Here is a 23,424-nt window from a genome sequence, read left to right on the forward strand (position 1 = left end):
ACAGGAAGGGCGCGATGACATCCGCCTTCTCGGCACGACGACGCGCCGACGAGTTCGAGGCCCTCCTCACCCCGGGTGCCGGTGCTCCCCTCACCGACCGCGAGTCCGCCCGTTTCGCCGAGCTGGTCGCGCTCGTGTCCGACCTGCGCGCCCTGCCCGAGGTCGCGCCGCGGCCCGAGTTCGTCGGGTCCCTCCGCGAGCGGCTGATGGCCGAGGCCGACACGGTCCTGGTGCGCCAGCCGCCCGCCCCGCAGCGCCTGGCCATGCCGTCGAGCACGCGACCGCGCGACCGCCGTCTCGCCACCCTCCTCGGCGGCGCCGCGCTCGTCGGCGCCACCGCGACGATGGCCGTGGCGGCGCAGACCTCGCTGCCGGGCGAGTCGCTCTACGGCGTCAAGCGAGGCATCGAGTCGGCGCAGGTGCGGATCGCCTCCGACGACGCCTCGCGCGGCCGCACCCTGCTGGCGCAGGCCGAGACCCGCCTCACCGAGCTCGAGGAGCTCGCCGCCGGCAGCGGTGGCGCCGAGCAGCTCATCCCCGACACGCTCGACACCTTCACCGAGCAGTCGGGCGAGGGCGTCCGCAGCCTGCTGACCTCCTACGGCTCCGGCGGCTCCGACGACGACGTCCAGGTCGCGCGTGCGTTCACCTCGACCAGCATGGAGCGCCTCGACGCCCTCCAGCGCGAGCTGCCGGAGAGCGCGAGCGACGAGCTGCTCGCCGCCGGTCGCACGCTGACCGACCTCGACACCGAGATCAGCACGGCCTGCGGCCTGTGTGACGGGGCGCTCACCACGACGCCCGACTTCCTGCTCAGCAGTGCGGCGATCGACCTGGTCCAGGGCCTCGACACCGACGAGCTCACCCTCGAGGCCGCCGCGCCGCTCTCGGGCCAGGACGTCTCGGGCATCACCGTCCCGAAGGCGCTCCAGTCGCCCGGCGGCCTGCTGCCGCAGCCGTCCGCGACCCCGACCCAGGTCGTCCCGACGACGGCGCCCACCCTGCTCCCGACGCCCACGCCGACACCCACCCAGACGCCCACGAAGGGCGCCGACCCGACCAAGACGGTCACCGACATCACCACGACGGTCACCGACACCACCGGCAACCTCACCACCCAGCTCGACGGGGTCACCGGTGGAGCGGTCGGCGGACTGACCGGCGCCGTCGACGACGCCACCGGCGGACTGATCGGCGAGGTCACCGGGACCGTCGACGGTGTCACGGGTGGCCTGCTCGGCAACGCGACCGGCGGCCTGCTGCCCTGACCGTCTCGGGCCGCAGCTAGCTGAAGACCCCGTCGCGCTCGCGAAGCAGGTCGAAGAGGGTGTGCTGGATGGTCTCGCGGACCTGGTCGGTGACGTTGAAGACCAGCATCGGGTCCTCGGCCTCGGCGGGGTCGTAGGAGTCGGTGCGGATCGGCTCGCCGAACTCGAGGATCCACTTCGACGGCAGCGGGACCATCCCGAGCGGGCCGAGCCACGGGAAGAACGGCGTGATCGGGATGTAGGGCACGCCGAGCAGTCGCGCGAGCGACGGGACGTTGCCGACGAGGGGGTAGATCTCCTCGGCGCCGACGACGGAGAGCGGGATGATGGGAACGCCGGTGCGCAGCGCCGCGGAGACGAACCCGCCGCGACCGAACCGCTGCAGCTTGTAGCGCTCGCTGAACGGCTTGCCGATCCCCTTGAAGCCCTCCGGCCACACGCCGACGAGGTCACCACCGGACAGCATCCGCTCGGCGTCCTCGACGCACGCGAGGGTCGCCCCGCCCTTGCGGGCCAGCGAGCTCACGACCGGCATCTTGAAGACGAGGTCGGCGCCGAGCGGGCGCAGGAAGCGGTGGGCGTGGTCGTGCACGGCCAGCATCGTCATCAGCCCGTCGAGCGGGACGGTGCCGGAGTGGTTGGAGACGACGAGCGCACCGCCGTCGGCCGGGATGTTCTCCAGGCCACGCACCTCGAGGCGGAACCACTTCTCGGCGATCGGGCGCAGCGCCGCCATGAAGAAGCGCTCGGTCAGCTCGCGGTCGAAGCCGTAGTCGTCGACCTCGTAGTCGCCCTCCAGCCGGCGTCGCACGAAGGCCATCAGCTCGGCAGCGCGGCGCTCCCAGTCGTCGCCGAAGACCTCGTGGGCCGCGCCGGTGAGGGCCGCGAGCCAGTCGCCGACCGGGATGCCGGTGGGCGGTGTCCCAGCAACCTTCTCCTCGCCCGAACCGGTTGCTGAGCCACCGCTCGTCGTACGCCGCGGCTCGGGCGGTGCGTCAGCAACCTTCTCCTCGCCCGAATCGGTTGCTGAGCCACCGCTGGTCGTACGCCCGGGGCGCGGGGGCTTCGGCCCTGCAGAGCCCTTCGCGGTCGGGGCGAGCTTGCGGGCGGCCGACGACGGGCGGGCGCTGCCGGATCCGCGACCCGGGCGACCGCCGGTGCCGATGGGGATGACGACGGCGTCCTGCCCCTGCGACCTGCGTGCTTCCTCAGCCACGTCCGGCCCCTTCCGCGACCCGCTCGGTCACGGGCGCCACCGAGCGGCAGAAGTCGGCGAAGGCCTCAGCGGTCGTGAAGGACGGCTCGAAGCCCAGCACACTGCGCATCCGGGTGGTGTCCACACCCCGACCGTAGGTCAGGAACCCCAGCTGCTCGGGCGAGAAGTCCGACAGGCGGGCCTGGCGCATCGTGGCGCCGAGGCGACCGACGGCGAACCGGGGCATCGCGATCGACGGCGTGCCGAGTCGGCGTACGGCCTGGGCCAGGGTCAACAGCCCGTCGCCCGCGACGTTGAAGGTGCCGGGGGCCGATCGCGTCGCCGCGTGGGTGAGGACCCGCATCAGGTCGTCCTCGTGGAGGAACTGCAGGCGCGGGTCGAAGCCCAGCACCCGCGGGATGACCGGGAGCCGGAAGTAGTTGGTGAGCGGGCTCGAGACGTGGGGGCCGATCACGTTGGCGGCGCGGATCATCGTCACGTCGACGTCGGGCCGGCGGCGGGCGAACCCGCGGACGTAGCCCTCGATCTCGTAGACGTCCTTGGCATATCCCGAGGACGGCAGCCGCTTGGGACCCATGTCCTCGGTGAACATCGCCGGGTCACGCGGGCTCGAGCCGTAGACCGTGGTCGTCGACTTCACGACGAGGCGGTCGACCGTCGTCGACTTCTGGCACGCAGCGAGCAGCTGCATGGAGCCGATGACGTTCAGCTCCTTCATCGTCCCCCGTCCCCCGGCCGAGCCGGGGGTGGCGATCACGCTCATGTGGACGACGGTGTCGACGTCCTCCTTGGCGAGGACCTTCGCGATGACGGGGTTGCGGATGTCGGCGCGCACGAACGACACGTCGCCGATGTCACCCCGCGGAGGGATGACATCGACCCCGATGACACGCTCGATGGACGGGTCGCCGGCCGCGGCGCGCGCGAAGCGTCGGCCGATGTCGCGGGAGATCCCGGTGACCAGCACGACCCGTCCCATGGTCGAGGGTGTTACTTGCCGAGCTTGCGGCGCTGGACGCGCGTCTTCTTGAGGAGCTTGCGGTGCTTCTTCTTGGCCATGCGCTTGCGCCGCTTCTTGATGACAGAACCCACGTGGATCAGACCTTCCTTTTCCGCCGACGCTCGTCGGCCGGACCCCGACACCCTACTTGGCAGTGAGGCGCGGGGTGGAATCGGTCAGATCACGTGGACCCGCACGGATCAGCCGGCGTTGTAGAAGCTCTTGCGCAGGTACTCGTTGACGTCGTCCTCGGTCACCCGGAACGAGCGGCCGACGCGGACCGCGGGCAGCTCGCCGCCGTGGACCAGGCGGTAGACGGTCATCTTCGAGACGCGCATCTTCGCGGCGACCTCGGCGATGGTGAGGAACCGGGCCTCGGACATGTCTCCAGCGGTGTTCTCAGCCATGGGTGTGCACCGATCCTTCTTCGCGGGACGGCGCCGGCTTCCCCACCGGCGTCACAGGCGTGCCGCTCCGACTGAGATTAGGGTGCGCGTGACGCGTGGGGAAGAGGAATGCCAAAGAAACTTGTGTGACTGGCGGCGTGTCGGTTTGAATCTTTACCTTCGAACGGTCCGGTTCGCGCTCAGGGCAGCGGGTCGAGGCCGTGGAGCGGGAACACCTCGGTGCGGGTCGCGTTGATCGCCCGGTCCAGCCAGGAGTCGGGGTCGTAGCCCGCCGACCAGTCGCGGAACGCCGGCGTGCGCCCGTCGGTCATCCGGTGCGGGGCCGATGCGCCCAGCACCTCCTCGACGTACGCCCGCCACTCCGGCGGCGTCGGCGTCGCGGGCTCGACGGGGTGGCCCGACGCGATCGCGAGGAGGTGCGCCCACGCCCGCGGGACCACGTCGATGACCGAGTAGCCGCCACCGCCGGTGACGACCCACCTGCCGCCGGCGACCTCGTGGGCGAGCTCGTGGAGGGCGAGGTAGGCCGCCCGCTGGCCGTCGACGCTGAGCATCATGTGGGCGAGCGGGTCGTCCATGTGGGAGTCGCAGCCGTGCTGCGTGACGAGCACGTCGGGGGCGAACTCGCGGAGCAGCGGGGGCACGACGGCGTGGAACGCGCGCAGCCAGCCCGCGTCGGAGGTGCCGGGCGGGAGCGCGACGTTGACCGCCGTCCCCTCGGCGTCCGGTCCGCCGGTGTCGGCCGGGAACCCGGTGCCGGGGAAGAGCATCTGGCCGGTCTCGTGCAGGGAGATCGTCAGCACCCGGGGGTCGTCCCAGAAGATCGCCTCGACGCCGTCGCCGTGGTGCACGTCGATGTCGACGTAGGCCACCCGCTCGGCGCCGTCCGCGAGGAGCTGCTTGATGCCCACCGCGACGTCGTTGTAGATGCAGAAGCCGCTGGCCCGGTCGGGCATGGCGTGGTGCAGTCCGCCGGCGATGTTGACCGAGTGCAGCGACTCGCCGCTCCACACCTGCCGTACGGCCTCGAGGGTCGCGCCCACCACGTGCGCGCTCGCGACGTGCATGTCCTTGAAGACCGGGTCGTCGTCGGTGCCGAGTCCGTGCTCGGGCGACTCGTGGCCGGGCTCGGTGCCGCACCTGGTCACCGCGTCGATGAGTGCCCGGTCGTGGACGGTGGCGATCTGGTCGTCGGTGGCCATCGGGGCGTCGACCAGCTTGAGGCCCTCGAGCACGCCCAGCTCCTCGGCGAGCCTCATCGTCAGGTCGACGCGGACCGGGGACATCGGGTGGGTCGGCCCGAAGTTGTAGTCGGTGAGCGTCGGGTCGAACACGACAGACGTCGGACCAGCGCACTCCATGTGGCGGACGTTACCCCCGCCGGTGCGGGTGTCCGCTCCGCGGACTACTTGAACATGTTCAGTTTTTGTGCGACGCTCTTTTGAACACGTTCAAGAAGGAGATCGGCATGACCACCTACAGGCCGCAGCCCCTCTGGCTGCTCATGGGGCCGCTGCTCGGCTCCGCCGCGGGCGCCCTCGTCGGACTGGTCCTGGTGGTGGGGACCTTCGGTGTCGGCACGGTCTCCGACGGCACCGGGGAGATGCTGCTCGCCCTGCCCGTGCTCGTGGTCGTCGGTGTGCTCGTCGGCGGATTCCTCGGCGCGATCGCCGGCTTCTTCGCCGGCCTGCCCTTCGTCTTCCTCGTCGGCCGACACCTTCCGCGTGACGTGGCCCGGCGTCGCGCCTTCACCCTGGGATTCGCGGTGTCACCGCTCGCCCTGCTCACGACGTTCGGCGTCATCAACGGTGACGCGTCGTGGTTCGTGAGCGGGTGGCCGTCCGTCGTCGACTCGGGCGTCGGCATCGTGCTGCTCGCCTCGTCGGTCATGGGTGGGCTGATGGCGGCCAAGGCCGCAGGCATGGATGACCTGCCGGAGCCGGTCTCCTAGGGTGGCGTCGTGGCCGACAAGCTGACAGCGAAGGCCGAGCAGACGCGGGCCGGCATCGTCGACGCGGCGCTGCGGCTCTTCCGCTCGGAGGGCTACGACGCCGCCACCATGCGGGCGATCGCGGACGAGGCAGGCGTCTCGCTCGGCAGCACCTACTACTACTTCTCCGGCAAGGAGGAGCTGATCCAGGCGTTCTACGACCAGCTGCAGGTCGACCACGGCGCCGCCGCCGAGACTGCCTTCGACCGGGCCGCCTTCGCCGACCGGTTGCGCGGGGTGATGGAGTCGTTCGTCGACGTGGCCGAGCCCTTCCACGACTTCGGCGGGCAGTTCTTCCGCAACGCCGCCGACCCGCGCTCGCCGCTCTCCCCCTTCTCGGCGGAGTCGGCGCCGGCGCGCGAGGCCAGCACGGCGCTCTTCCGCCGGGCGGTCGAGGGGTCCGACCTCAAGGTCGCCCCGGCGCTGAGCCAGGAGCTGCCCGAGCTGCTGTGGCTGCTGCACATGGGGGTCGTGCTCTTCTGGGTCCACGACGACAGCGAGGGGCAGCGGCGTACGCGCACCCTCATCGCGGGACTCGTCCCGCTCGTCGACCGATCCGTGCGGCTCACCCGGCTGCCCCTGGTGCGGGGCCTGGTCGACGACGGCATCGGCCTCGTGCGCTCACTGCGCGGCTGAGGCCTCGACCAGGTCGAGGTCCCGGACGCAGAACCGGTGGTGCTCGTGCTCCTCGGTGAGCACCGTGCGCAGGCACTGCGCGACCGAGCGCCCGCGGGCGTAGGGCGGCCACCGGTCGTCGTCGGGGATCGGTGCGGGCGCCGCGAGCCGGTCGGCGGTGACGGACTCCAGCCACTGCTCGAGCTCGGCCGCCTGCTCGTCGCGGACCGCCACCACCTCGCCGAGGGTCGGGTCGGCCGTCGGGTCGAGGCCCTGCGCCTCGCGGTCGGGGACGTCCTCGATGCCCAGGCCCATCGGGGTGAACGGCTCGCTCGACCCGAGGCAGCACCGCCGGAACCACGAGTCGTGGACGAACACCAGGTGGCGCAGGGTCTGCACGGTCGACCACTCGTCGTCGACCGTCGCGTGCTCGACTCCCGGGGTCTGGCGCACCCGCGCCACGGTCGCCGCCCAGTCCGCCCGGAGCTGCCGCGCTCCGCGACGCAGGTCGTCGGGGTCGTCGGACCGGATGAGCAGCCGGACGGGGTGGCGCTGGTCCAGCACCTCCTCGACGTACGCCGTCACCTCGACGCCGTTGACGACGAGGTTGGTCACCAGGCCGTCGATCACGGCGTCCTGCATGACCACGCCGACCAGGCGGGCCTCGCTCAGGTCGCACTCGCGGAACTCCGCGCCCGACAGGTCCTCGTCCGAGAAGCGCCTCATGCCGGGCACGCTACGCCCGACGACCGACAGACCAGATCGGTCAGGACCCTTCGGCCAGCTCGCGGGAGCGGTTGCGTGCGGCCTCCATCGCGGCGAGGAAGGCGGCGCGGACGCGGTGCACCTCGAGCTCGCGGAGCGCCGACGCGGTGGTGCCGCTCGGCGAGGTGACCTGCTCACGCAGGACGACGGGGTGGGTGCCGGTCTCGCGCAGCATCGTGGCCGAGCCGACGAGGGTCTGCACGACGAGCTCGGTGGCCGTGGTGCGCGGGAGGCCGAGGTGCACGCCCGCCTCGATCATCGACTCGACGACGAAGAAGATGTAGGCCGGGCCCGAGCCGGAGATCGCGGTGACCGCGTCCATCTGCTTCTCCGGGATGCGCAGCACCTTGCCGGTGGACGCCATCAGCGCCTCGACCTCGGCGAGGTGGGCCTCGTCGCAGTGGGAGCCGGGCGAGATCGCCGCCATCCCCTCGTCGACGAGCGCAGGCGTGTTGGGCATGACACGCACGACGGCGACGCCCTCCGGCACGCGCGACTCGATGTAGGACGTGGTGATGCCCGCGGCGAGCGAGACGACGAGCTGACCGGCCCGCAGCTCGGGGGCGATCTCCTCCAGCACGTCGCCCATGTCCTGCGGCTTGACGACCAGCGCGACGGTGTCGGCCTTGCGGGCCGCCTCGCGGTTGGAGACGACGGCCACCCCGTAGCGCTCCTCGAGCTCGCGGGCGCGCTCGGCGCGCTTCTCGCCGACCATCAGCTGGTCGACGCGGCGCCCGGCGCGTACGAGCCCGGACAGCAGGGTCTCCCCCATGACTCCCGCGCCGATGATCGCTGTGCTCATGCAGGTCAATCTACGACGTCACGGAGATGTCGACGCGCACGTCTCGGCCTCGTGCCTCGCCCGAGGTGCTTGCTCCATCTGGCCCACGACGCGCCCACTCCTTCGTCGCGGACGCTGTGGTCTCACTTCTTGCTGACCAGCGAGCGAAGGAAGAACGCGAGGTTCTGGGGCTTCTCGGCCAGGCGGCGCATCAGGTAGCCGTACCACTCGGTGCCGTAGGGGATGTAGACGCGCATCGTCTCGCCGGCGGCGGCCAGGCGCTTCTGCTCCTCGGGGCGGATGCCGTAGAGCATCTGGAACTCGTAGGTCCCCGCGCGGCGACCGAAGCGACTCGCGAGCGACGAGGCGATCTGCACCATCCGCGGGTCGTGGGTCGCGATCATCGGGTAGCCCTGGCCGGCCAGCAGCACCTTGAGGCAGCGGACGTAGGACTTGTCGATCTCGACCTTCTCCTGGAAGGCGACCTCCTCGGGCTCCATGTAGGCGCCCTTGCAGAGGCGGACGCGTGAGCCCTCGTAGGCGAGGGCGCGGCAGTCGGCCTCGGTGCGGTGCAGCATCGCCTGGAGCACGGCGCCGGTCTCGGGGAAGTCCTTGCGCAGCTCGCGCAGGATCGACAGCGTCGAGTCGGTGGTGGTGTGGTCCTCCATGTCGAGGGTGACCGTGGTGCCAGCGTTGCGCGCGGCGCGGCAGATGTCACGGGCGTTCTCGAGGGCGACCTTGTGGCCGTTGTCGGGCAGGAACTGGCCGATCGCACTGAGCTTGACCGAGACCTCCGCCTGCGGTGCCAGGCCCTTGGCGGAGAGGTCGGCGAGGACCTCCTTGTAGGCCGCGACCGTGGCGTCGGCCTGGGCGGCGTCGGTGGTGTCCTCGCCGAGGTAGTCGAGCGTCACCCGCAGGCCGTCGTCGACCAGCTCCTGCGTCGCGCGTACGGCGTCGGCGGTGTGCTCGCCGGGGACGTAGCTGGTGACGATCCCGCTGGAGACGGGCATCGTCGAGACGAGCTTCTTGACGCCCTGGCTGCGGGCGAGGAGGAGGATCGGCTGGCGGAGCAACGACATGGCCAGAAGGCTACGCCCGCCTCCTTCCCCGACACACCTGAGGACGCCACGGACGTGGATCGGGCTCGAGCACGTCCACCACGTCCTCAGGTATCGCTGGTCAGGGCGTACGCCGTCGCAGCGTGGCGGCGCCCAGCCCGAGGGCCGCCAGCGCGAAGACCGCCACGACCAGGACGTCGCGCCAGACCTCTCCCTGGTCGGCCCGCGCGACGAGCTCCTGCATCGCGTCGACGGCGTACGACAGCGGGAGGACGTTGCTGATCGCCTCGAGGACGCCCGGCATCGCGTCGCGCGGCACGAACAGCCCGCACAGCAGGATCTGCGGGAGCACGAAGGCCGGCATGAACTGCACCGCCTGGAACTCCGTCGTCGCGAAGGCGCTGACCAGCAGGCCGAGGGCCGTGCCGAGGACGGCGTCCACGACCGCGACGACGCCGAGCAGCCAGACCGGGCCGTTGACGTCGAGACCGAGCAGCCCGACGCTCACGCCGACCGCGAGCGCCGCCTGCACGGCGGCGAGCAGGCCGAAGGCGAGGGCGTAGCCGAGGAGGAAGTCGAGCCGGCCCATCGGCATCGTCAGCAGCCGCTCGAGGGTGCCGCTGCCGCGCTCGCGCAGGGTCGTGACGCTGGTGACGAGGAACATCACGATGAAGGGGAACATCGCGAGCAGCCCGGGGCCGAAGCGGTCGAACATCCCGCCCGGCAGGTCATCGAACATCCACCACAGCAGGCTGATCAGGACGCACGGGACGACGAGCAGCATCGCCAGCGTGCGGTGGTCGCGACGGACCTGCGTCAGCACCCGGCCGGCGACGGCGAGGGTGATCCGGGCGCTCACTGCGTCGCCTCCACGAGGTGGAGGAAGGCCTGCTCGATGTCGGCGGCGCCGGTGCGCTCGCGGATCTCGTCGGGCGGCCCGTCGGCGATGATCCGGCCCTCCCGCATCAGCAGCAGCCGGTGGCACCGCTCGGCCTCGTCCATCACGTGGCTCGACACGAGCACGGCGGCACCGGCGTCGGCGATCCGGTGGAAGAGTGCCCAGAGGTCGCGGCGCAGCACGGGGTCGAGGCCGACGGTCGGCTCGTCGAGGACGAGCAGGTCCGGCTGGCCGAGCAGGGCGACCGCGAGGCTGACGCGGCTCCGCTGCCCGCCGGAGAGGCGGGCGACCACCTGGTCGCGGTGGCCCGCCAGGTCGACCGACTCGATCGCCTCGTCGACCGATGCGGGGTCGACGCCGAGCACGCGGGCGAAGAACCTCAGGTTCTCGGCCACCGTGAGGTCGTCGTACACGCTCGCGGCCTGGGTGACGTAGCCGACCCGCGTGCGCAGCGGCGCGCTGCCCGCCGGCTCCCCCAGCACCTCGACGGTGCCCGACCGCACCTGCTGCGCCCCGACGAGGCAGCGCATCAGCGTGGTCTTGCCGCACCCGCTCGGCCCGAGCAGGCCGGTGACGCCCGCAGGGACGTCGAGCGAGATGCCGGGCAGCACCTCCCGCGCACCGCGTACGACGACGAGGGCGCGTACCTCCACGACGTTTTTCATCATGTGTTGAATTGTGCTCCCGCTCCGAGCGAGCCGTCAACCCGTGACGCGGTGGTCCAGCCACATTTCGGGTCGCGCGAATGTGGGTGGACCACCGCTCGACAGCGCGTCTCTTCGCGACACGCCCGCGGGAGGTGGTGGAGCCACATCTCGCAGGGTCCGAACGTGGCTGGACCACCGCTCGGGGCCAGCCGCACGTACGACGAGCTACGGCAGGTCGCCGGTCAGGTAGCGCTGGATCGTCGGGCCGACGCGGGCGACGACGTCCTCGGCCGGCATGAGCGCGAGGGGCGGGAGGGCGACGACGTACCTCGCCACGACCAGGCCGATGATCTGGCTGGCGACCAGCGGGATGCGCACCTCCGGACGGTCGCGGACCAGGCTCGCGAGCACCGGACCGATCACGACGGGGATGAAGCCGTCGCGCACCAGGCTCGCACTGTCGTCCGAGACCAGCGAGCGGGCGAGCGCGACCAGCCCGGGCTGGAGCTCGGGGTCGTCCCACACCGAGAGGAGGGTCCGCAGCAGGCGCTCCCCGGCGCCGTCGGGACCTGCGGCGACCACCGGCGCCAGGATCTCGCGCGGGTCCACCGGGATCTGGAGGGCGGCGACGAAGAGGTCGTCCTTGGTCCCGAAGTAGTGGTGCACGAGCGCGGGGTCGACGCCGGCGGCGGACGCGACGGCGCGGATCGTCGTCCCGCGGAAGCCCTTCTCCGCGAACGACGTCCGCGCGGCGGTGAGCACCTCGGCGCGCGTGTCCGGGGCGCCCGGCCGGCGCCCCCGCGAGACGGTCATGGGGTCGTGACGCCGAGGTGCGCCCGGGCGAACGCCAGCGACTCCGCCAGGTCGGCCTCGCGCTCCTCGCGGTCGGCGCAGCGACGGGTGTTGATCTCCAGCACCACGTGGCCGGAGAAGCCGGTGCGGGTGAGGTGGTGCAGGAACTCCTCGGCCCCCATCACGCCGCGCCCGGGCACCAGGTGCTCGTCCTTCGCCGAGCCGGACCCGTCGGTCAGGTGGATGTGGCGCAGCGAGCTGCCCATCCGCTCGGCCATCTCGACGACGTCGCTCTTCGCGATCGCGGCGTGGGAGAGGTCGATGGTCGTGTTGGCGTAGGGCTCCTCGCTGGGGTCCCAGCCGGGGAGGTACATCTCCATGCCGCGCCGCGACGAGGCCCGCCACGGGTACATGTTCTCGACAGCGAAGGCGATGCCCGTCCGCGCCTCCAGCGACGCGATGCCCTCGACGAAGCCGGCCGCGTAGTCCTTCTGCCACCGGAACGGCGGGTGCACGACGACCACGTCGGCGCCGACCGCCTCCGCCATCTCGGCCGACCGCTCGAGCTTGCCCCAGGGGTCGGTGCCCCACACGCGCTGCGTGAAGAGCAGGCAGGGCGCGTGGACCGCGCAGATCGGCACCTGATGGTGGTCGCTGAGCTTCTTGACCGCGTCGACCTGCTGGCTCAGCGCGTCGATGCCGACCATCACCTCGACGGCGTCGTAGCCCAGCGACGCCGCCCACCCGAAGGCGTGCGCCGTCGACTCGGGGTAGACCGAGGCGGTGGAGAGGCCGATCAGCGGGGTGTCGAAGGGCATGGGATCAGTGCGACCTCGTCACGACCGAGATCTGGTCGAGTCGCTCGAGGATGACGCCCTCACGCAGCGCCCACGGGCAGATCTCCAGCTCGGACAGGTCGAAGATGTCCATGCAGGCCTCGGCGACGAGCGCGCCCGGCACGATCTGGTGCGTACGACTCGGGGACACGCCCGGCAGCGCGGCGAGCTCGTCGGGCGACATGTCCATCAGCTTCGGGATCCACTCCGACAGGGTCGACAGCTCCAGCACCCGCGGCACGAGCGGGCCGTCGCCGCTGGGCGCGGCACCACAGATGCGGGCCAGCGATCGGAAGGTCTTCGAGGTCGCGGCTGCGCGGTCGGGCACGCCGGGACGCAGCAGGTGGCCGGCGTCGCGGGCGATCTCGGCGCGGATCTGCTTGCGCAGGTCGCGGATGTCGTCCTCAGACGGTCGCTCGCCACCGAACCACGCCCGCGCCATCCGCGCCGCACCCAGCGGCAGCGACCAGGCGACGTCCGGGTTCTCGTCGGTGCCGCCGGCGATCTCCAGCGACCCGCCACCGATGTCGAAGACCGCCAGCCGGCCGGCCGACCAGCCGAACCAGCGGCGTACGGCCAGGAAGGTCAGTCGCGCCTCGTCCTCGCCGGAGAGCACCTCCAGCCTCACGCCGCTGTGCTTCTCGACGTGCTCGAGCACGTCGTGGGAGTTGACGGCGTCGCGGACCGCGGAGGTCGCGAAGCCGAGCATCTCCTCGCAGCCCTTGTCCTCCGCGATCTCGGTCGCGGACGCACAGAAGTCGGTGAGGGCCTTGATGCCCTTCTTCGTGACCGCACCGTCGTCGTCGAGGTGCTCGGCCAGGCGCAGCGGCTGCTTGTGCGAGGAGGCCGGCAGCGGGGCGGCTCCACCGTGCGCGTCGACCACCAGCAGGTGGCCGGTGTTGGAGCCGATGTCGAGAACGCCCAGGCGCATGACGTCCACGCTACTAGGCTCTGGTGGTGCCCGAAGTCGACCTCGTCTTTCCCCGCGCCTACGTCGAGTTCGCCGACCCGGCCGACGAGGGCCAGGTGTTCCGCTGCGACCTCACCTGGCTGACGTCGTCCTACATGTGCATCTTCGGGCAGGGCTGCCAGGGCATCTACGCCGATGCGCCCGACGTCGGCTGCTGCACGCTCGGCGCCCACTTCGCCGACAAGGACGACGAGAAGCGGGTCGCCGGCTTCGTCGACCAGCTGACTCCCGAAGACTGGCAGCTCCACCCGGGCCGCAAGGTGAAGAAGTCCGACTGGATCGAGACCGACGACGACGGCGAGCGCAAGACGCTGGCGGTCGAGGTCGACGGCCAGCAGGCCTGCGTGTTCCACAACCGCACCGACTTCACCAACGACAGCGGGCACGTCGGCGCGGGCTGCGCGCTGCACGGCCTCGCGCTCCGCCAGGGCCGCAACCCCCTGGAGACCAAGCCCGACGTCTGCTGGCAGCTGCCGATCCGCCGGCAGTACCGCTCGGTCGAGCGGCAGGACGGCACGTCCTACACCGAGGTCTCGATCGGCGAGTACGACCGTCGCGGGTGGGGTCCGGGCGGTCACGACCTCGACTGGTACTGCTCCGGCAACACCGAGGCGCACGTCGCCCTCGAGCCCGTCTTCGTCACCCACGAGCCCGAGCTGGTGGAGCTGATGGGACGCGAGGCCTACGTCGAGCTGGTGCGCCACTGCGAGGCCCACGTGCGGTCGCGATCAGCCCTCGCCCTCCACCCTGCCGACCCCCGCTGACAACCCGCGGTCCGCGTGTCGGGATTCCTTGACATCAAGAAAACACGACCCCGGTGTCAACACCCGCGACGAAAAGGCTCAGAATCTCTGCATGCGCCTGGACCACGTCAGCTTCGCCGCCGGACCTGATGGACTTGCCAGCACCGCCCAGCGCATCGGGGGGCTGCTCGGCACGGACTTCGTCACCGGAGGCGTGCACCCTCGCTTCGGCACCCGCAACATGATCCTGCCGCTGGCCGGCGACACCTACATGGAGATCGTGGAGGTGCTCGACCACCCCGCCAGCGACAAGGCGCCGTTCGGTCAGGCCGTGCGCGCCCGCTCCGCCCTCGGCGGCGGCTGGATGGGCTGGGTCGTCTCGGTCGACGACATCGCCCCGGTCGAGGAGCGCCTGGGTCGCGAGGCCGTCAAGGGCAACCGCCACCGCCCCGACGGCACCGAGCTGCTGTGGCAGCAGATCGGCGTCAACGGCCTGCTCAACGACCCGCAGCTGCCCTACTTCATCCACTGGCAGACCGCCGACGACCTGCACCCCAGCCACGGCGCCACCGGCGAGTACTCGCTGGCCTGCCTGGAGATCGCCGGCGACCCGCAGCGCGTGAGCGAGTGGCTCGGCGAGACCGTCGAGGCGCCGCTGGAGGACATCAAGGTCGAGTGGGTCGCCCCCAACGGCACCCCCGGCATCGTGGCGGTCCAGCTCCAGACGCCACACGGGCTCGTCCGCATCTGAGCTTGACCCTCACACCGCGGCCGTCCCCCAACATCTGGAACACCCCCGAGCTCTACGAGCTCGAGAACCGGTCCGCCGACCCGCACGGGCGCGTCGTCGCCGCCATGCGTGAGATCGGCGACTGGTCCGGCCGCGCCTTCCTCGACATCGGCTGCGGCGCCGGCTTCCACCTCCCGCAGTGGGCCGCTTCGGCGTCGCAGGTCACCGGCGTCGAGCCCCACCCGCCGCTCGTGGCGCTCGCCCGTCGTCGTACGCGCTCGCTGGCGCACGTCACCGTCCACCAGGGCGCGGCCGAGGCCCTGCCGGTCCCGGACGCATCGGTCGACGTGGCACACGCGCGGTGGGCCTACTTCTTCGGCCCCGGCTCGGAGCCCGGGCTGCGCGAGCTCGACCGGGTCGTACGCCGTGGTGGCACCGCGTTCGTGATCGACAACGACCCGACCAGGTCGACCTTCGGCCGCTGGTTCGGTCGCGGCTTCCCCGAGGTCGACCCCGACGCGGTCGAGCGGTTCTGGTCGATGCACGGCTGGCAGCGCCGGCAGATCGACATGGGGTGGTCGTTCGCGACCCGTGAGGACCTCGAGTCCGTCGTCCGCATCGAGCTGCCGCCCGCGGTCGCCGAGGAGGCGCTGGCCGGGCACACCGGCACCGAGGTCGACTACGCCGTCAACCTCTGGTGGCGGCACTACTAGGAGGGCGCGGCGAACGCCAGCTGGCTGGTGCCCCACATCGTCGTGACGACCGGCAGGACCTGCTCGTCGCCCGCACGCTCGCAGCTGAGGGTCCGGGCGGAGCAGCGCACCACCTGCACGTGCTGCACGAAGTCGGGCTCGGGCGACGTCGGCCCGGCCCACCGGTCGGCGAACGCCAGCAGGAACTTGTCGTCGGTCTCCCACACCGCACCACCGCGCTGCGCGTCCATCTGTGCGGGGCCGACACCCACCGGCATGTCGAGGCGCCGCCACCGGCCGTCCACGATGTCCCACACGCGCGGCAGGTCGTCGGTGAGGAGCCACTCGGCCTCGGGCGAGACCCCGAGCGCCTCGTCGAGCGACTCGCCCATGCAGTCGCTGCGCCACTCGTCCCACGCGGTGCCGCTGAGGCGGTAGGTCGTCATGCACGTGTCGGTGTTGTCGTCGTCGTAGTCGAAGCGCACGGCGATGTCGGCGGAGTCGGTGTCGCTGATGTGGCTGTCCTCGGGCGGCTCGACCGGCGCGGTCGTCCCGTCGTCGCGCAGCAGCCAGGTGGAGCCGAAGCCCTCCTCGAAGGGGGCGCCCTGGTAGACGAGACCGTCGTCGGTGAACCCGACGATCCTGATCTCGGTCGCGTAGCCGTCGGAGCCGACCGCGCCGTCCGGCTGGTGCGGCAGGCGGGTCCACTCCAGGGTGTCGACGTCGACGACGAGGTCGCGGAACGCCACACGCATCCCGTCGGCGGAGACCGCGGCCGACCGGGTGTCGCCGACACCCTCGACGAAGGTGCCGCCCGGCAGCTCGCGCAGGGAGCCGTCGTAGCCCAGCACTGCGAGGGCGAGCTGCTCGTCGTCATGGCCGGTCACGACGAGCCAGCCGTGGTAGACGTGGCGCGGCGGGTAGGCGTAGTTGACCGCCTCGGGCACGTCGTACATCCGTCCGTCGCTCCACAGGCCCCCCTCGCCGAAGAACGGCAGGGTCGGCGCCATGCCCTGTGGCAGCGACCGCGCCCAGGCGAGGCCGTCCGCGAGGTCGGCGCTGGTGCCGGAGGCCACGTCACCGCCACGGCCCAGCGACCCGACGCCGGGGAGCTGGACGACCGAGGTGGCGACGACGGCGACGGCCGCGAGGGCAGCCGCGCCGGCGAGGTTCCGACGGCGACGACGACGGCGACCGCCGGTCACCGCTTGCTGTGCCAGGCCGGGCGGGACCGGGGTGTCGTCGACGGCGGACGTGAGCTGGGCCCGCAGCAGGGTGTCGATGCTCATCGGTGGGCTCCTGACAGGTCAGTGGAGTGGGCACGCATGAGAGTCATCGCCCGGGAGGCGTGCGACTTCACGGCGCCGGCGCTGCAGCCGAGCGCCTCGGCGATCTGGGCCTCGGAGAGGTCGTCGTAGTAGCGCAGCACGATCACCGCGCGTTGGCGCGGCGAGAGCACCTCAAGGAGCGCGAAGACCTCGTCGCGGTCCTCGGGCCCGGCCTGGTGGACGGGGACGTCCGGGACCTCGTCGGTCACGACCTCGCCCCGCCGGGTCCGCTGCCGGGTCCGATCGATCGCCGCGCGCGTCATGATCGAGCGGACGTAGGACTCCTGCGCACCCTTGCGCTGGATCCGCGGCCAGGCGACGTACGCCTTCTCGAGCGCCGTCTGCACCAGGTCCTCGGCGGCGTGCTGGTCACCGGCGGTGAGCAGTCGGGCCGTCCGCAGCAGCGCTGCGGAGCGGGCGTCGACGAAGGCGACGAAGTCGTCGTCACGACGGGCCACGGCACCTCCTCGGTTCGTCCGTCTCGTGGTCTCTGACCCAGAAGACGACGGCGACGCCGATCCGGTTGACCAGCCGGGCTAGCTGGACTCGCGAATCACGAGCGACGGCTCGAGCAGCACGCCGCGCGCCTCGACCGGCTGGTGCGCGAGCAGCGCGCGCAGGGTCCGGACGATCTCCACTGCCACGTCCTCGAGCGGTTGGCGTACGGACGTCAGGCCCACCGGGAAGACCTGCGCCACCTGTGAGTCGTCGAAGCCGACCACCGCGATGTCGCGACCGGGCGCGAGCTGGCGGATCCAGAGCGTGTGGAGCACTCCCATGGCGAGGGTGTCGGACGCGCAGACGAAGGCGGTGGGCTCGGACTCGTCGAGGAGCACGGCGGCCGCCTCGGCGCCGCTGTGCACGACGTCCTCGACCCGCGAGGCCAGGCCCGTCGTCGACAGGCCGTTGGCGTGCATCGTCGAGAGCCAGCCCGCGCGGCGGTCCTCGCCGATGGGCGAGTCCTTGCGCCAGCCGATCCACGCGATGCGGGTGTGGCCGCGGTCGATCAGGTGCTGCGTGGCGAGCCGGGTGCCGGCGGCGCCGTCGACGTCGACCCAGACGTGCCGGGCGACGTCGTCGTCCCACGGCCGGCCGAAGGCGACGAACGGCGCACGCTGCTGGCTGAGCCAGGCGGCCTGCGGGTTGCCGAGGTAGGTGTCGGTGACGACGAACGCGTCGACCGCCGTCGAGCGGAGCAGGTTGTCGTAGCCGCCGACCGGGTCCTCGTCGTCGGCCGGGAACAGCAGGACGTGGTAGCCCGCCTCGTCACTGGCCTCGACCAGCGAGTGGACGAAGCGGTCCATCGTCGCGTTGGCCGTGCCCTCCTGCGCGGGCGTGAAGCGCAGCCCGATCAGCGAGGACGTGCGGGTGCGGAGGTTGCGCGCCGCGCGGTTGGGCGAGTAGCCGAGCTCGGCGATCGTCTGCCGGACCCGCTCGAGGGTGTCGGGGCGCAGCAGGTCGGGGTTGTTGACCGCGTTGGAGACCGTCTGCCGCGAGACACCCGCCCGCTCCGCCACGTCGGCGAGCGTCGTCGGAGTGACCGGCAGCTGACTGCCGGACCGATGGTCGCTGCGCGCCATGGCTCCCCCTTGATCGATCCAACTCCCCGCAGCATAAGCCTGCGCGGGAGCGGGAAATGGTGAAGGGCCCTCGCGAGTATGAGTCGCAAGGGCCCTTCGGGTGACCGGATCGTGTGACGACCTCCGGTCGACGTCTCTTCCCCGCGAGTCCCCGCGCCTGCGTCACCCAGTCGCGGCGGCTGGTCGGCCGAAGCCTCCCTGCCGGATGGACCCTCGTCTCCGAGTCGTCCCGCCGCCCCTTGCGGGGCTGCGTAGGGAGAGTTCTACGGGGTCACGGACGACCCGCGCAAGGGGTTCGGAGCACGGGTTTCCCCCTCCACCGATCAGGGCTCTCCATCCCCAGGTCCCACCCCTCTCGTCCACAGGATCCGGGCGTGCTCCACAGGCGGCGGGCCCCACCTGTGGAGAGGTGGTCCGGACCGGCCGGTCATCGACGTGGCCGCACGGCACGTCGCCGCGCCGGGGCGTACGACGTCGCTGTCGGTGCGCTGACCTAGCGTGAGGGCCATGTCGACCAAGGCTCGCACCCGCACCTCCTACCGCTGCTCCGAGTGCGGCTGGGAGACCGCCAAGTGGGTGGGTCGCTGCGGCGAGTGCCAGGCCTGGGGCTCGGTCGCCGAGGCCGGTGCGCCGACGCTCCGCGCCGCAGCCGGTCCGGTGTCCACGCCGGCGGTGCCGATCGGCCAGGTGGCGATCACCGAGTCGGTCGCGCGCTCCAGCGGCGTCCCCGAGCTCGACCGCGTGCTCGGCGGAGGCCTCGTGCCCGGCGCGGCCATCCTGCTCGCCGGCGAGCCCGGCGTCGGCAAGAGCACGCTGCTGCTGGAGGTCGCGGCGCAGACCGCCCGCACCCGCCAGCGCACCCTCTACGTCACCGGCGAGGAGTCGGCCGCGCAGGTGCGGATCCGTGCCGAGCGCACCGGCGGGGTCCAGGACGAGCTGTTCCTCGCCGCCGAGACCGACCTCGGCGCGGTCCTCACCCACATCGAGGAGGTGCGGCCCACCCTGCTCGTGGTCGACTCCGTGCAGACCATCGGCGCCCCGGGCGTCGAGGGCGTGCCCGGCGGCGTCACCCAGGTCAAGGAGGTCGCGGCCGCCCTCATCCGGGTCGCCAAGACCCGCAACATCACGACCGTGATGGTCGGCCACGTCACCAAGGACGGCTCGATCGCCGGCCCGCGCGTGCTCGAGCACCTCGTCGACGTCGTGCTCCACTTCGAGGGCGACCGCAACTCCCGCTTCCGGATGGTCCGGGCGATGAAGAACCGCTACGGCCCCGTCGACGAGGTCGGCTGCTTCGACCTGTCCTCCGAAGGCATCGCCGCCGTCACCGACCCCACCGGCCTCTTCGTCGAGCACCACACCCAGGACGTCTCCGGCACCTGCGTCGCCGTCACGATGGAAGGCCGTCGACCACTGCTGGCCGAGGTGCAGGCGCTCCTCACCCCGTCGCCGCTCGAGCGCCCCCGGCGTACGGTCTCCGGGGTCGAGTCGTCCCGCGTCGACATGGTGCTCGCCGTGCTGACGCGCCATGCCCGGCTCCGCATCGCCGGCAGCGACACGTTCGTCGCGACCGTCGGCGGGGCCAAGCTCCACGACCCGGCCGCCGACCTGGCGATCGCCGTCGCCGTCGCCAGCTCGCACCTCGGAGTGCCCGCACCGCGCGGTGCCGTCGCCATCGGCGAGATCGGCCTGGCGGGCGAGCTGCGACGGGTACGCGACCTGCCGCAGCGCATCGCCGAGGCCGCCCGGCTGGGCTTCGAGCTGGCCGTCGTCCCGCGCGGACGCCCGCTCCGGAGCGAGCGCGGCATCCCGAGCCGGCGGGTGGTCGACGGCCTCACCGTGGTCGAGGTCGACGACGTCTTCGGCGCGCTCCTCACCCTCGAGCTGACGCCGCCGCTCTAGCCCTCCTCCCTCCGAAGGTCACGGGTCGCTAACGGAACGCTCGATCGGCGTCTCGCGCCCTACACTTCACCGGGGTGCCCGGGGGCGGGCCAGCACACACAGTGGAGGACCGGTGGCCGAGCGCATCGACGAGCAGCTGCGCCTGCGCGCGACCCTGGCATCGATCGCACCCGGTACGCCGCTGCGCGACGGCCTCGAGCGGATCCTGCGCGGCCGCACCGGCGCGCTCATCGTGCTGGGGCTGGACAAGACCGTCGAGTCGATCTCGACCGGCGGCTTCACCCTCGACGTGCCCTTCACCGCCACCGGCCTGCGCGAGCTGGCGAAGATGGACGGCGCGATCGTCATCGACAAGGACATCACCCGGATCCACCGGGCCGCGGTCCACCTGATGCCCGACCACACGATCCCGTCCGAGGAGACCGGCACCCGGCACCGTACGGCCGAGCGGGTCGCGAAGCAGACCGGCCACCCGGTGATCTCGGTCAGCCAGTCGATGCAGATCATCGCGGCCTACGTCGGCGACATCCGCCACGTGCTGGAGGACTCCGGCAAGATCCTGTCCCGCGCCAACCAGGCGCTGGCCACGCTCGAGCGCTACAAGCTCCGCCTCGACGAGGTGTCCGCGACCCTGTCCGCGCTCGAGATCGAGGACCTCGTCACCGTGCGCGACGTCGCCGTCGTGGCGCAGCGTCTGGAGATGGTCATCCGGATCGCGCGGGAGATCGAGGACTACGTGCTCGAGCTCGGCACCGACGGCCGGCTGCTCTCGCTCCAGCTCGAGGAGCTCGTCACCGGGGTCGACGCCGAGCGCGAGCTCGTCGTCCGCGACTACCTGCCGACCGGCAAGCGCCGCCACACCAGTCCCGAGCTGCACCTGGCCGAGCTCGAGGGCCTCTCCCCCACCGACCTCGTCGATCCCGCGGCAGTCGCGCGGGTGATCGGCCTCGGGGGGCCCGAGCACCTCGACGCAGCCGTGGCGCCGCGCGGCTACCGCCTGCTCGCCAAGGTCCCGCGTCTCCCCGCCGCCGTCGTCGACCGCCTGGTCGAGCACTTCGGCGGGCTGCAGCAGCTCCTGTCCGCCGGCATCGACGACCTTCAGGCCGTCGAGGGCGTCGGCGAGCTGCGTGCCCGCAGCGTCCGCGAGGGACTCTCCCGGCTCGCCGAGTCGAGCATCACCGAGCGCTACATCTGAGACACGCAGCAGGACGCGCTCGCGCGTCCTGCGTGGGCGTGGCCAGATTGAGCAAGCCCCGCTGCCGAGGAACGAGGCAGCGACGGGCGCGTCGAAATCCCTTGTGGGAGGCAGGCCTGTCGGAGGCCACCCACACATGTCCGAGACATGGCCCTCGTGCCACTGGATCGAGGGCAACATCGGGACACGTGTCCGCACCCGGCACGCGCTGAGCTCGACGTCGTACGCCCGGCGACCGCTCAGCCGGCGGAGTTGCCCGCGCCGTCCTCGCCGGGGGTGTGGGAGGTGTCGCCGTTCTTCTTGCCGCCCTTGCCCTGCGCCTGGGGGTCGGCGGTCTGGGTGACCACGCCCGGCTGAGGGGCCACGAGCTCGAACTGCACGTCGGTCGGTTCGCCGCCGAGGGCGGCCGCCTCGACGTGGTAGAACCCGAGCCTGGCCCAGGCCGTGCGGTCCGAGCAGGTCTCGTCGGAGCGCCTCGCCGACCAGGTCACCACCACGGGGGCGTCGACGGCTTGACGGATGACGACGTCCTGCGGGGGGATGCCGACCGGGCACTCGCGGGTGCTCCAGATGTAGTCGTCACCGGAGGTGATGGTCACCGTCATGGTCGTCGGTGACGCCTGCCAGGTGCACGCCTCGGCGAACTTCGTCCGGAGGTTGATCGTGATCGCGACGTCGGAGCCACCGGCGGCCGAGGTGATGGCCGGGGTCGCGACGATGTCGGAGTCGGCGCAGGGGCCGGTGGGCTCGGCCAGCACGGGCTCGGGCGGGGCGGTCTCCTCCACGGGCTGCTGCTTGCCCTTCTTGCCCTTCCCCTTCTTGCCCTTGCCGGTCGCGGCCTTCTCGCCGGCAGTCGGCCCGGCCGTCGGGACGGTGCTCGCCTCGACCTTCGCACCGGCCTGGGTCGCCGTACCGCTGGCGGCCTCCTTGCCGTCCGACGACCCACCGAGGACGCGCGCGATCACGACGACGAGGAGCAGGGGCACGGCGAGCACGACGGCGCGGCGGATCCAGTAGACCCGGGCCGGGAGCGGCCCGCGAGGTCGTACGTTCGACGCCATGGGGTCAGGCTAGGTAGCGAGCGGCCCGTCTCGGCGGAGGCGCACCGGCCTCCCTAGGATCGCTGCGATGGATACTCCCTCTCCCGCGACGCTGCACGAGGCGGTGCTCGACTGGTACGACGACCACGCGCGGGAGCTGCCGTGGCGCGGGGTGCAGGCCAGCCCGTGGTCGGTGATGGTCAGCGAGTTCATGCTCCAGCAGACGCCCGTCGCGCGGGTCCTGCCGGTCCACGAAGCGTGGCTCGACCGCTGGCCGGCGCCGGCCGACCTCGCGCGCGAGCCCACGGGCGAGGCGGTGCGGATGTGGGGCCGGCTCGGCTACCCGCGCCGCGCGCTCCGCCTCCACGCCGCGGCCGTCGCGATCGTCGAGCGCCACGACGGCGCGGTGCCGACGGCGTACGACGACCTGCTCGCGCTGCCCGGCGTCGGCGACTACACGGCCGCGGCGATCGCGAGCTTCGCGTTCGGCCAGCGGCACGTCGTCCTCGACACCAACGTCCGCCGCGTCCTGGCGCGGGCCGTGTCGGGCATCGAGCTCCCCGCCCCCGCCGTGACCCGCGCGGAGCGCGACGTCGCCACGAGCGTGCTCCCCGACGACGACGCCACCGCGGCGACCTGGGCGGTGGCGACCATGGAGCTCGGTGCGCTCGTCTGCACCGCGCGCCAGCCGGACTGCGACGCCTGCCCCGTGGCCGACCTGTGCGCCTGGCGCGGCGCCGGCTTCCCGGCCTACGACGGACCCCCGCGCCGCGGCCAGGCGTGGGCCGGCACCGACCGGCAGTGTCGTGGCCGCCTCCTGGCGCTCGCCCGCGACCACGACGTCGTCACCGCGGCCCAGGCCGAGGCCGCCTGGCCCGGCACCGAGCAGCGCGAGCGCTGCCTCGCCGGGCTCGTCGCCGACGGCCTCCTGACGCAGATCACCCCGGGGCGCTGGGCGCTCCCGGGGTGAT

At 72.1% G+C, this 23,424-nt stretch carries 26 protein-coding genes; 9 read left to right on the top strand and 17 right to left on the bottom strand.

Annotation, left to right across the window (positions count from 1 at the left end):
• Positions 1-14 precede the first annotated feature (14 nt).
• Positions 15-1,268 carry a DUF5667 domain-containing protein gene (locus JI751_RS00705; RefSeq protein ID WP_201934642.1) on the top strand — a complete coding sequence of 418 codons (1,254 nt, stop codon included), beginning with the start codon at positions 15-17 and terminating at the stop codon, positions 1,266-1,268.
• A 16-nt stretch (positions 1,269-1,284) separates the two neighbouring features.
• On the opposite strand, the gene JI751_RS00710 is transcribed toward JI751_RS00705, so the two are convergent.
• The 5 genes from JI751_RS00710 to JI751_RS00730 all read right to left on the bottom strand — a co-directional run bounded on the left by JI751_RS00710 (position 1,285) and on the right by JI751_RS00730 (position 5,252).
• Complete coding sequence (locus tag JI751_RS00710) at positions 1,285-2,484, bottom strand: lysophospholipid acyltransferase family protein (protein WP_307813643.1); 1,200 nt, start codon at positions 2,482-2,484, stop codon at positions 1,285-1,287.
• Positions 2,477-3,463: an NAD-dependent epimerase/dehydratase family protein gene (locus JI751_RS00715; RefSeq protein WP_201932201.1), complete on the bottom strand. Its 987-nt coding sequence runs from the start codon at positions 3,461-3,463 to the stop codon at positions 2,477-2,479. Before JI751_RS00715 ends, JI751_RS00710 begins: the two co-directional genes overlap by 8 nt.
• An 11-nt stretch (positions 3,464-3,474) precedes the next feature.
• The gene (locus tag JI751_RS00720) at positions 3,475-3,576 is read right to left on the bottom strand and encodes a 30S ribosomal protein bS22 (protein ID WP_008356322.1); all 102 of its coding nucleotides are present in this window, start codon (positions 3,574-3,576) and stop codon (positions 3,475-3,477) included.
• 108 nt (positions 3,577-3,684) lie between these two features.
• Positions 3,685-3,891, bottom strand: coding sequence for a helix-turn-helix domain-containing protein (locus tag JI751_RS00725; RefSeq protein WP_201932203.1), 207 nt, complete (start codon positions 3,889-3,891; stop codon positions 3,685-3,687).
• Positions 3,892-4,070: 179 nt separating this feature from the next.
• A complete protein-coding gene (locus JI751_RS00730) occupies positions 4,071-5,252 on the bottom strand; it encodes an acetoin utilization protein AcuC (RefSeq protein ID WP_201932205.1) in 1,182 nt (393 codons plus the stop codon).
• A gap of 107 nt (positions 5,253-5,359) precedes the next feature.
• On the opposite strand from JI751_RS00730, the gene JI751_RS00735 reads away from it, so the two are divergent.
• Together JI751_RS00735 and JI751_RS00740 are read left to right on the top strand one after the other, a co-directional pair.
• The gene (locus JI751_RS00735; RefSeq protein WP_201932207.1) at positions 5,360-5,842 is read left to right on the top strand and encodes a hypothetical protein; all 483 of its coding nucleotides are present in this window, start codon (positions 5,360-5,362) and stop codon (positions 5,840-5,842) included.
• 9 nt (positions 5,843-5,851) lie between these two features.
• On the top strand, positions 5,852-6,517 hold the full coding sequence (locus JI751_RS00740; protein WP_201932209.1) for a TetR/AcrR family transcriptional regulator: 666 nt from the start codon (positions 5,852-5,854) through the stop codon (positions 6,515-6,517).
• Here the strand turns inward: JI751_RS00740 and JI751_RS00745 are convergent.
• The 8 genes from JI751_RS00745 to JI751_RS00780 all read right to left on the bottom strand — a co-directional run bounded on the left by JI751_RS00745 (position 6,503) and on the right by JI751_RS00780 (position 13,204).
• Complete coding sequence (locus tag JI751_RS00745) at positions 6,503-7,222, bottom strand: DinB family protein (RefSeq protein WP_236665505.1); 720 nt, start codon at positions 7,220-7,222, stop codon at positions 6,503-6,505. The genes JI751_RS00740 and JI751_RS00745 overlap by 15 nt on opposite strands.
• 40 nt (positions 7,223-7,262) lie before the next feature.
• Positions 7,263-8,063, bottom strand: coding sequence for a pyrroline-5-carboxylate reductase (gene proC, locus JI751_RS00750; protein WP_201932214.1), 801 nt, complete (start codon positions 8,061-8,063; stop codon positions 7,263-7,265).
• A 122-nt stretch (positions 8,064-8,185) separates the two neighbouring features.
• Positions 8,186-9,121: a proline dehydrogenase family protein gene (locus tag JI751_RS00755; protein ID WP_236665506.1), complete on the bottom strand. Its 936-nt coding sequence runs from the start codon at positions 9,119-9,121 to the stop codon at positions 8,186-8,188.
• Positions 9,122-9,221: 100 nt separating this feature from the next.
• Complete coding sequence (locus JI751_RS00760; protein WP_201932216.1) at positions 9,222-9,959, bottom strand: ABC transporter permease; 738 nt, start codon at positions 9,957-9,959, stop codon at positions 9,222-9,224.
• The gene (locus JI751_RS00765; protein ID WP_201932219.1) at positions 9,956-10,666 is read right to left on the bottom strand and encodes an ABC transporter ATP-binding protein; all 711 of its coding nucleotides are present in this window, start codon (positions 10,664-10,666) and stop codon (positions 9,956-9,958) included. Before JI751_RS00765 ends, JI751_RS00760 begins: the two co-directional genes overlap by 4 nt.
• A 204-nt stretch (positions 10,667-10,870) precedes the next feature.
• On the bottom strand, positions 10,871-11,458 hold the full coding sequence (locus JI751_RS00770; RefSeq protein WP_201932221.1) for a TetR/AcrR family transcriptional regulator: 588 nt from the start codon (positions 11,456-11,458) through the stop codon (positions 10,871-10,873).
• The gene (locus JI751_RS00775; protein ID WP_201932222.1) at positions 11,455-12,255 is read right to left on the bottom strand and encodes a sugar phosphate isomerase/epimerase family protein; all 801 of its coding nucleotides are present in this window, start codon (positions 12,253-12,255) and stop codon (positions 11,455-11,457) included. Before JI751_RS00775 ends, JI751_RS00770 begins: the two co-directional genes overlap by 4 nt.
• 4 nt (positions 12,256-12,259) lie before the next feature.
• Positions 12,260-13,204, bottom strand: a complete 945-nt coding sequence (locus tag JI751_RS00780) for a Ppx/GppA family phosphatase (RefSeq protein ID WP_201932223.1) — start codon at positions 13,202-13,204, stop codon at positions 12,260-12,262.
• A 26-nt stretch (positions 13,205-13,230) separates the two neighbouring features.
• Between JI751_RS00780 and JI751_RS00785 the strand changes: the two genes are divergently transcribed.
• The 3 genes from JI751_RS00785 to JI751_RS00795 all read left to right on the top strand — a co-directional run bounded on the left by JI751_RS00785 (position 13,231) and on the right by JI751_RS00795 (position 15,429).
• Positions 13,231-14,007 carry a DUF3109 family protein gene (locus JI751_RS00785; protein WP_201932224.1) on the top strand — a complete coding sequence of 259 codons (777 nt, stop codon included), beginning with the start codon at positions 13,231-13,233 and terminating at the stop codon, positions 14,005-14,007.
• A 91-nt stretch (positions 14,008-14,098) separates the two neighbouring features.
• Complete coding sequence (locus JI751_RS00790) at positions 14,099-14,737, top strand: VOC family protein (RefSeq protein ID WP_201932225.1); 639 nt, start codon at positions 14,099-14,101, stop codon at positions 14,735-14,737.
• A 2-nt stretch (positions 14,738-14,739) separates the two neighbouring features.
• Positions 14,740-15,429, top strand: a complete 690-nt coding sequence (locus tag JI751_RS00795; protein WP_236665507.1) for a class I SAM-dependent methyltransferase — start codon at positions 14,740-14,742, stop codon at positions 15,427-15,429.
• Here JI751_RS00795 and JI751_RS00800 read toward each other — a convergent pair.
• The 3 genes from JI751_RS00800 to JI751_RS00810 all read right to left on the bottom strand — a co-directional run bounded on the left by JI751_RS00800 (position 15,426) and on the right by JI751_RS00810 (position 18,316).
• Positions 15,426-16,697 carry a hypothetical protein gene (locus tag JI751_RS00800; protein ID WP_201932226.1) on the bottom strand — a complete coding sequence of 424 codons (1,272 nt, stop codon included), beginning with the start codon at positions 16,695-16,697 and terminating at the stop codon, positions 15,426-15,428. The genes JI751_RS00795 and JI751_RS00800 overlap by 4 nt on opposite strands.
• A complete protein-coding gene (locus tag JI751_RS00805) occupies positions 16,694-17,194 on the bottom strand; it encodes a SigE family RNA polymerase sigma factor (RefSeq protein ID WP_201932228.1) in 501 nt (166 codons plus the stop codon). Before JI751_RS00805 ends, JI751_RS00800 begins: the two co-directional genes overlap by 4 nt.
• A gap of 78 nt (positions 17,195-17,272) precedes the next feature.
• Complete coding sequence (locus JI751_RS00810; protein ID WP_201932230.1) at positions 17,273-18,316, bottom strand: LacI family DNA-binding transcriptional regulator; 1,044 nt, start codon at positions 18,314-18,316, stop codon at positions 17,273-17,275.
• Between the two features lie 507 nt (positions 18,317-18,823).
• Between JI751_RS00810 and radA the strand changes: the two genes are divergently transcribed.
• The gene (gene radA, locus JI751_RS00815; protein WP_201932232.1) at positions 18,824-20,218 is read left to right on the top strand and encodes a DNA repair protein RadA; all 1,395 of its coding nucleotides are present in this window, start codon (positions 18,824-18,826) and stop codon (positions 20,216-20,218) included.
• A 112-nt stretch (positions 20,219-20,330) separates the two neighbouring features.
• Positions 20,331-21,413 (top strand): DNA integrity scanning diadenylate cyclase DisA, encoded by a 1,083-nt coding sequence (gene disA, locus JI751_RS00820; protein WP_201932234.1) that lies wholly within the window; start codon positions 20,331-20,333, stop codon positions 21,411-21,413.
• Positions 21,414-21,652: 239 nt separating this feature from the next.
• Here the strand turns inward: disA and JI751_RS00825 are convergent, their stop codons facing one another.
• The gene (locus tag JI751_RS00825) at positions 21,653-22,474 is read right to left on the bottom strand and encodes a hypothetical protein (RefSeq protein WP_201932236.1); all 822 of its coding nucleotides are present in this window, start codon (positions 22,472-22,474) and stop codon (positions 21,653-21,655) included.
• Between the two features lie 67 nt (positions 22,475-22,541).
• Here JI751_RS00825 and JI751_RS00830 point away from each other — a divergent pair, with 67 nt between their 5' ends.
• Positions 22,542-23,423: an iron-sulfur binding domain-containing protein gene (locus JI751_RS00830; RefSeq protein ID WP_201932238.1), complete on the top strand. Its 882-nt coding sequence runs from the start codon at positions 22,542-22,544 to the stop codon at positions 23,421-23,423.
• Position 23,424: the final 1 nt, after the last annotated feature.

This window comes from Nocardioides baculatus, assembly GCF_016735675.1.
GTDB lineage: Bacteria > Actinomycetota > Actinomycetes > Propionibacteriales > Nocardioidaceae > Nocardioides > Nocardioides baculatus.

Bases quoted from the DNA above. Each gene is read 5' to 3' on its own strand.
- JI751_RS00705 (WP_201934642.1), top strand. From the start codon at position 15: ATGACATCCGCCTTCTCGGCACGACGACGCGCCGACGAGTTCGAGGCC.
- JI751_RS00715 (WP_201932201.1), bottom strand. From the start codon at position 3,463: ATGGGACGGGTCGTGCTGGTCACCGGGATCTCCCGCGACATCGGCCGA.
- JI751_RS00725 (WP_201932203.1), bottom strand. From the start codon at position 3,891: ATGGCTGAGAACACCGCTGGAGACATGTCCGAGGCCCGGTTCCTCACC.
- JI751_RS00730 (WP_201932205.1), bottom strand. From the start codon at position 5,252: ATGGAGTGCGCTGGTCCGACGTCTGTCGTGTTCGACCCGACGCTCACC.
- JI751_RS00735 (WP_201932207.1), top strand. From the start codon at position 5,360: ATGACCACCTACAGGCCGCAGCCCCTCTGGCTGCTCATGGGGCCGCTG.
- JI751_RS00745 (WP_236665505.1), bottom strand. From the start codon at position 7,222: ATGAGGCGCTTCTCGGACGAGGACCTGTCGGGCGCGGAGTTCCGCGAG.
- proC (WP_201932214.1), bottom strand. From the start codon at position 8,063: ATGAGCACAGCGATCATCGGCGCGGGAGTCATGGGGGAGACCCTGCTG.
- JI751_RS00755 (WP_236665506.1), bottom strand. From the start codon at position 9,121: ATGTCGTTGCTCCGCCAGCCGATCCTCCTCCTCGCCCGCAGCCAGGGC.
- JI751_RS00765 (WP_201932219.1), bottom strand. From the start codon at position 10,666: ATGATGAAAAACGTCGTGGAGGTACGCGCCCTCGTCGTCGTACGCGGT.
- JI751_RS00770 (WP_201932221.1), bottom strand. From the start codon at position 11,458: ATGACCGTCTCGCGGGGGCGCCGGCCGGGCGCCCCGGACACGCGCGCC.
- JI751_RS00775 (WP_201932222.1), bottom strand. From the start codon at position 12,255: ATGCCCTTCGACACCCCGCTGATCGGCCTCTCCACCGCCTCGGTCTAC.
- JI751_RS00780 (WP_201932223.1), bottom strand. From the start codon at position 13,204: ATGCGCCTGGGCGTTCTCGACATCGGCTCCAACACCGGCCACCTGCTG.
- JI751_RS00790 (WP_201932225.1), top strand. From the start codon at position 14,099: ATGCGCCTGGACCACGTCAGCTTCGCCGCCGGACCTGATGGACTTGCC.
- JI751_RS00800 (WP_201932226.1), bottom strand. From the start codon at position 16,697: ATGAGCATCGACACCCTGCTGCGGGCCCAGCTCACGTCCGCCGTCGAC.
- JI751_RS00810 (WP_201932230.1), bottom strand. From the start codon at position 18,316: ATGGCGCGCAGCGACCATCGGTCCGGCAGTCAGCTGCCGGTCACTCCG.
- radA (WP_201932232.1), top strand. From the start codon at position 18,824: ATGTCGACCAAGGCTCGCACCCGCACCTCCTACCGCTGCTCCGAGTGC.
- JI751_RS00825 (WP_201932236.1), bottom strand. From the start codon at position 22,474: ATGGCGTCGAACGTACGACCTCGCGGGCCGCTCCCGGCCCGGGTCTAC.
- JI751_RS00830 (WP_201932238.1), top strand. From the start codon at position 22,542: ATGGATACTCCCTCTCCCGCGACGCTGCACGAGGCGGTGCTCGACTGG.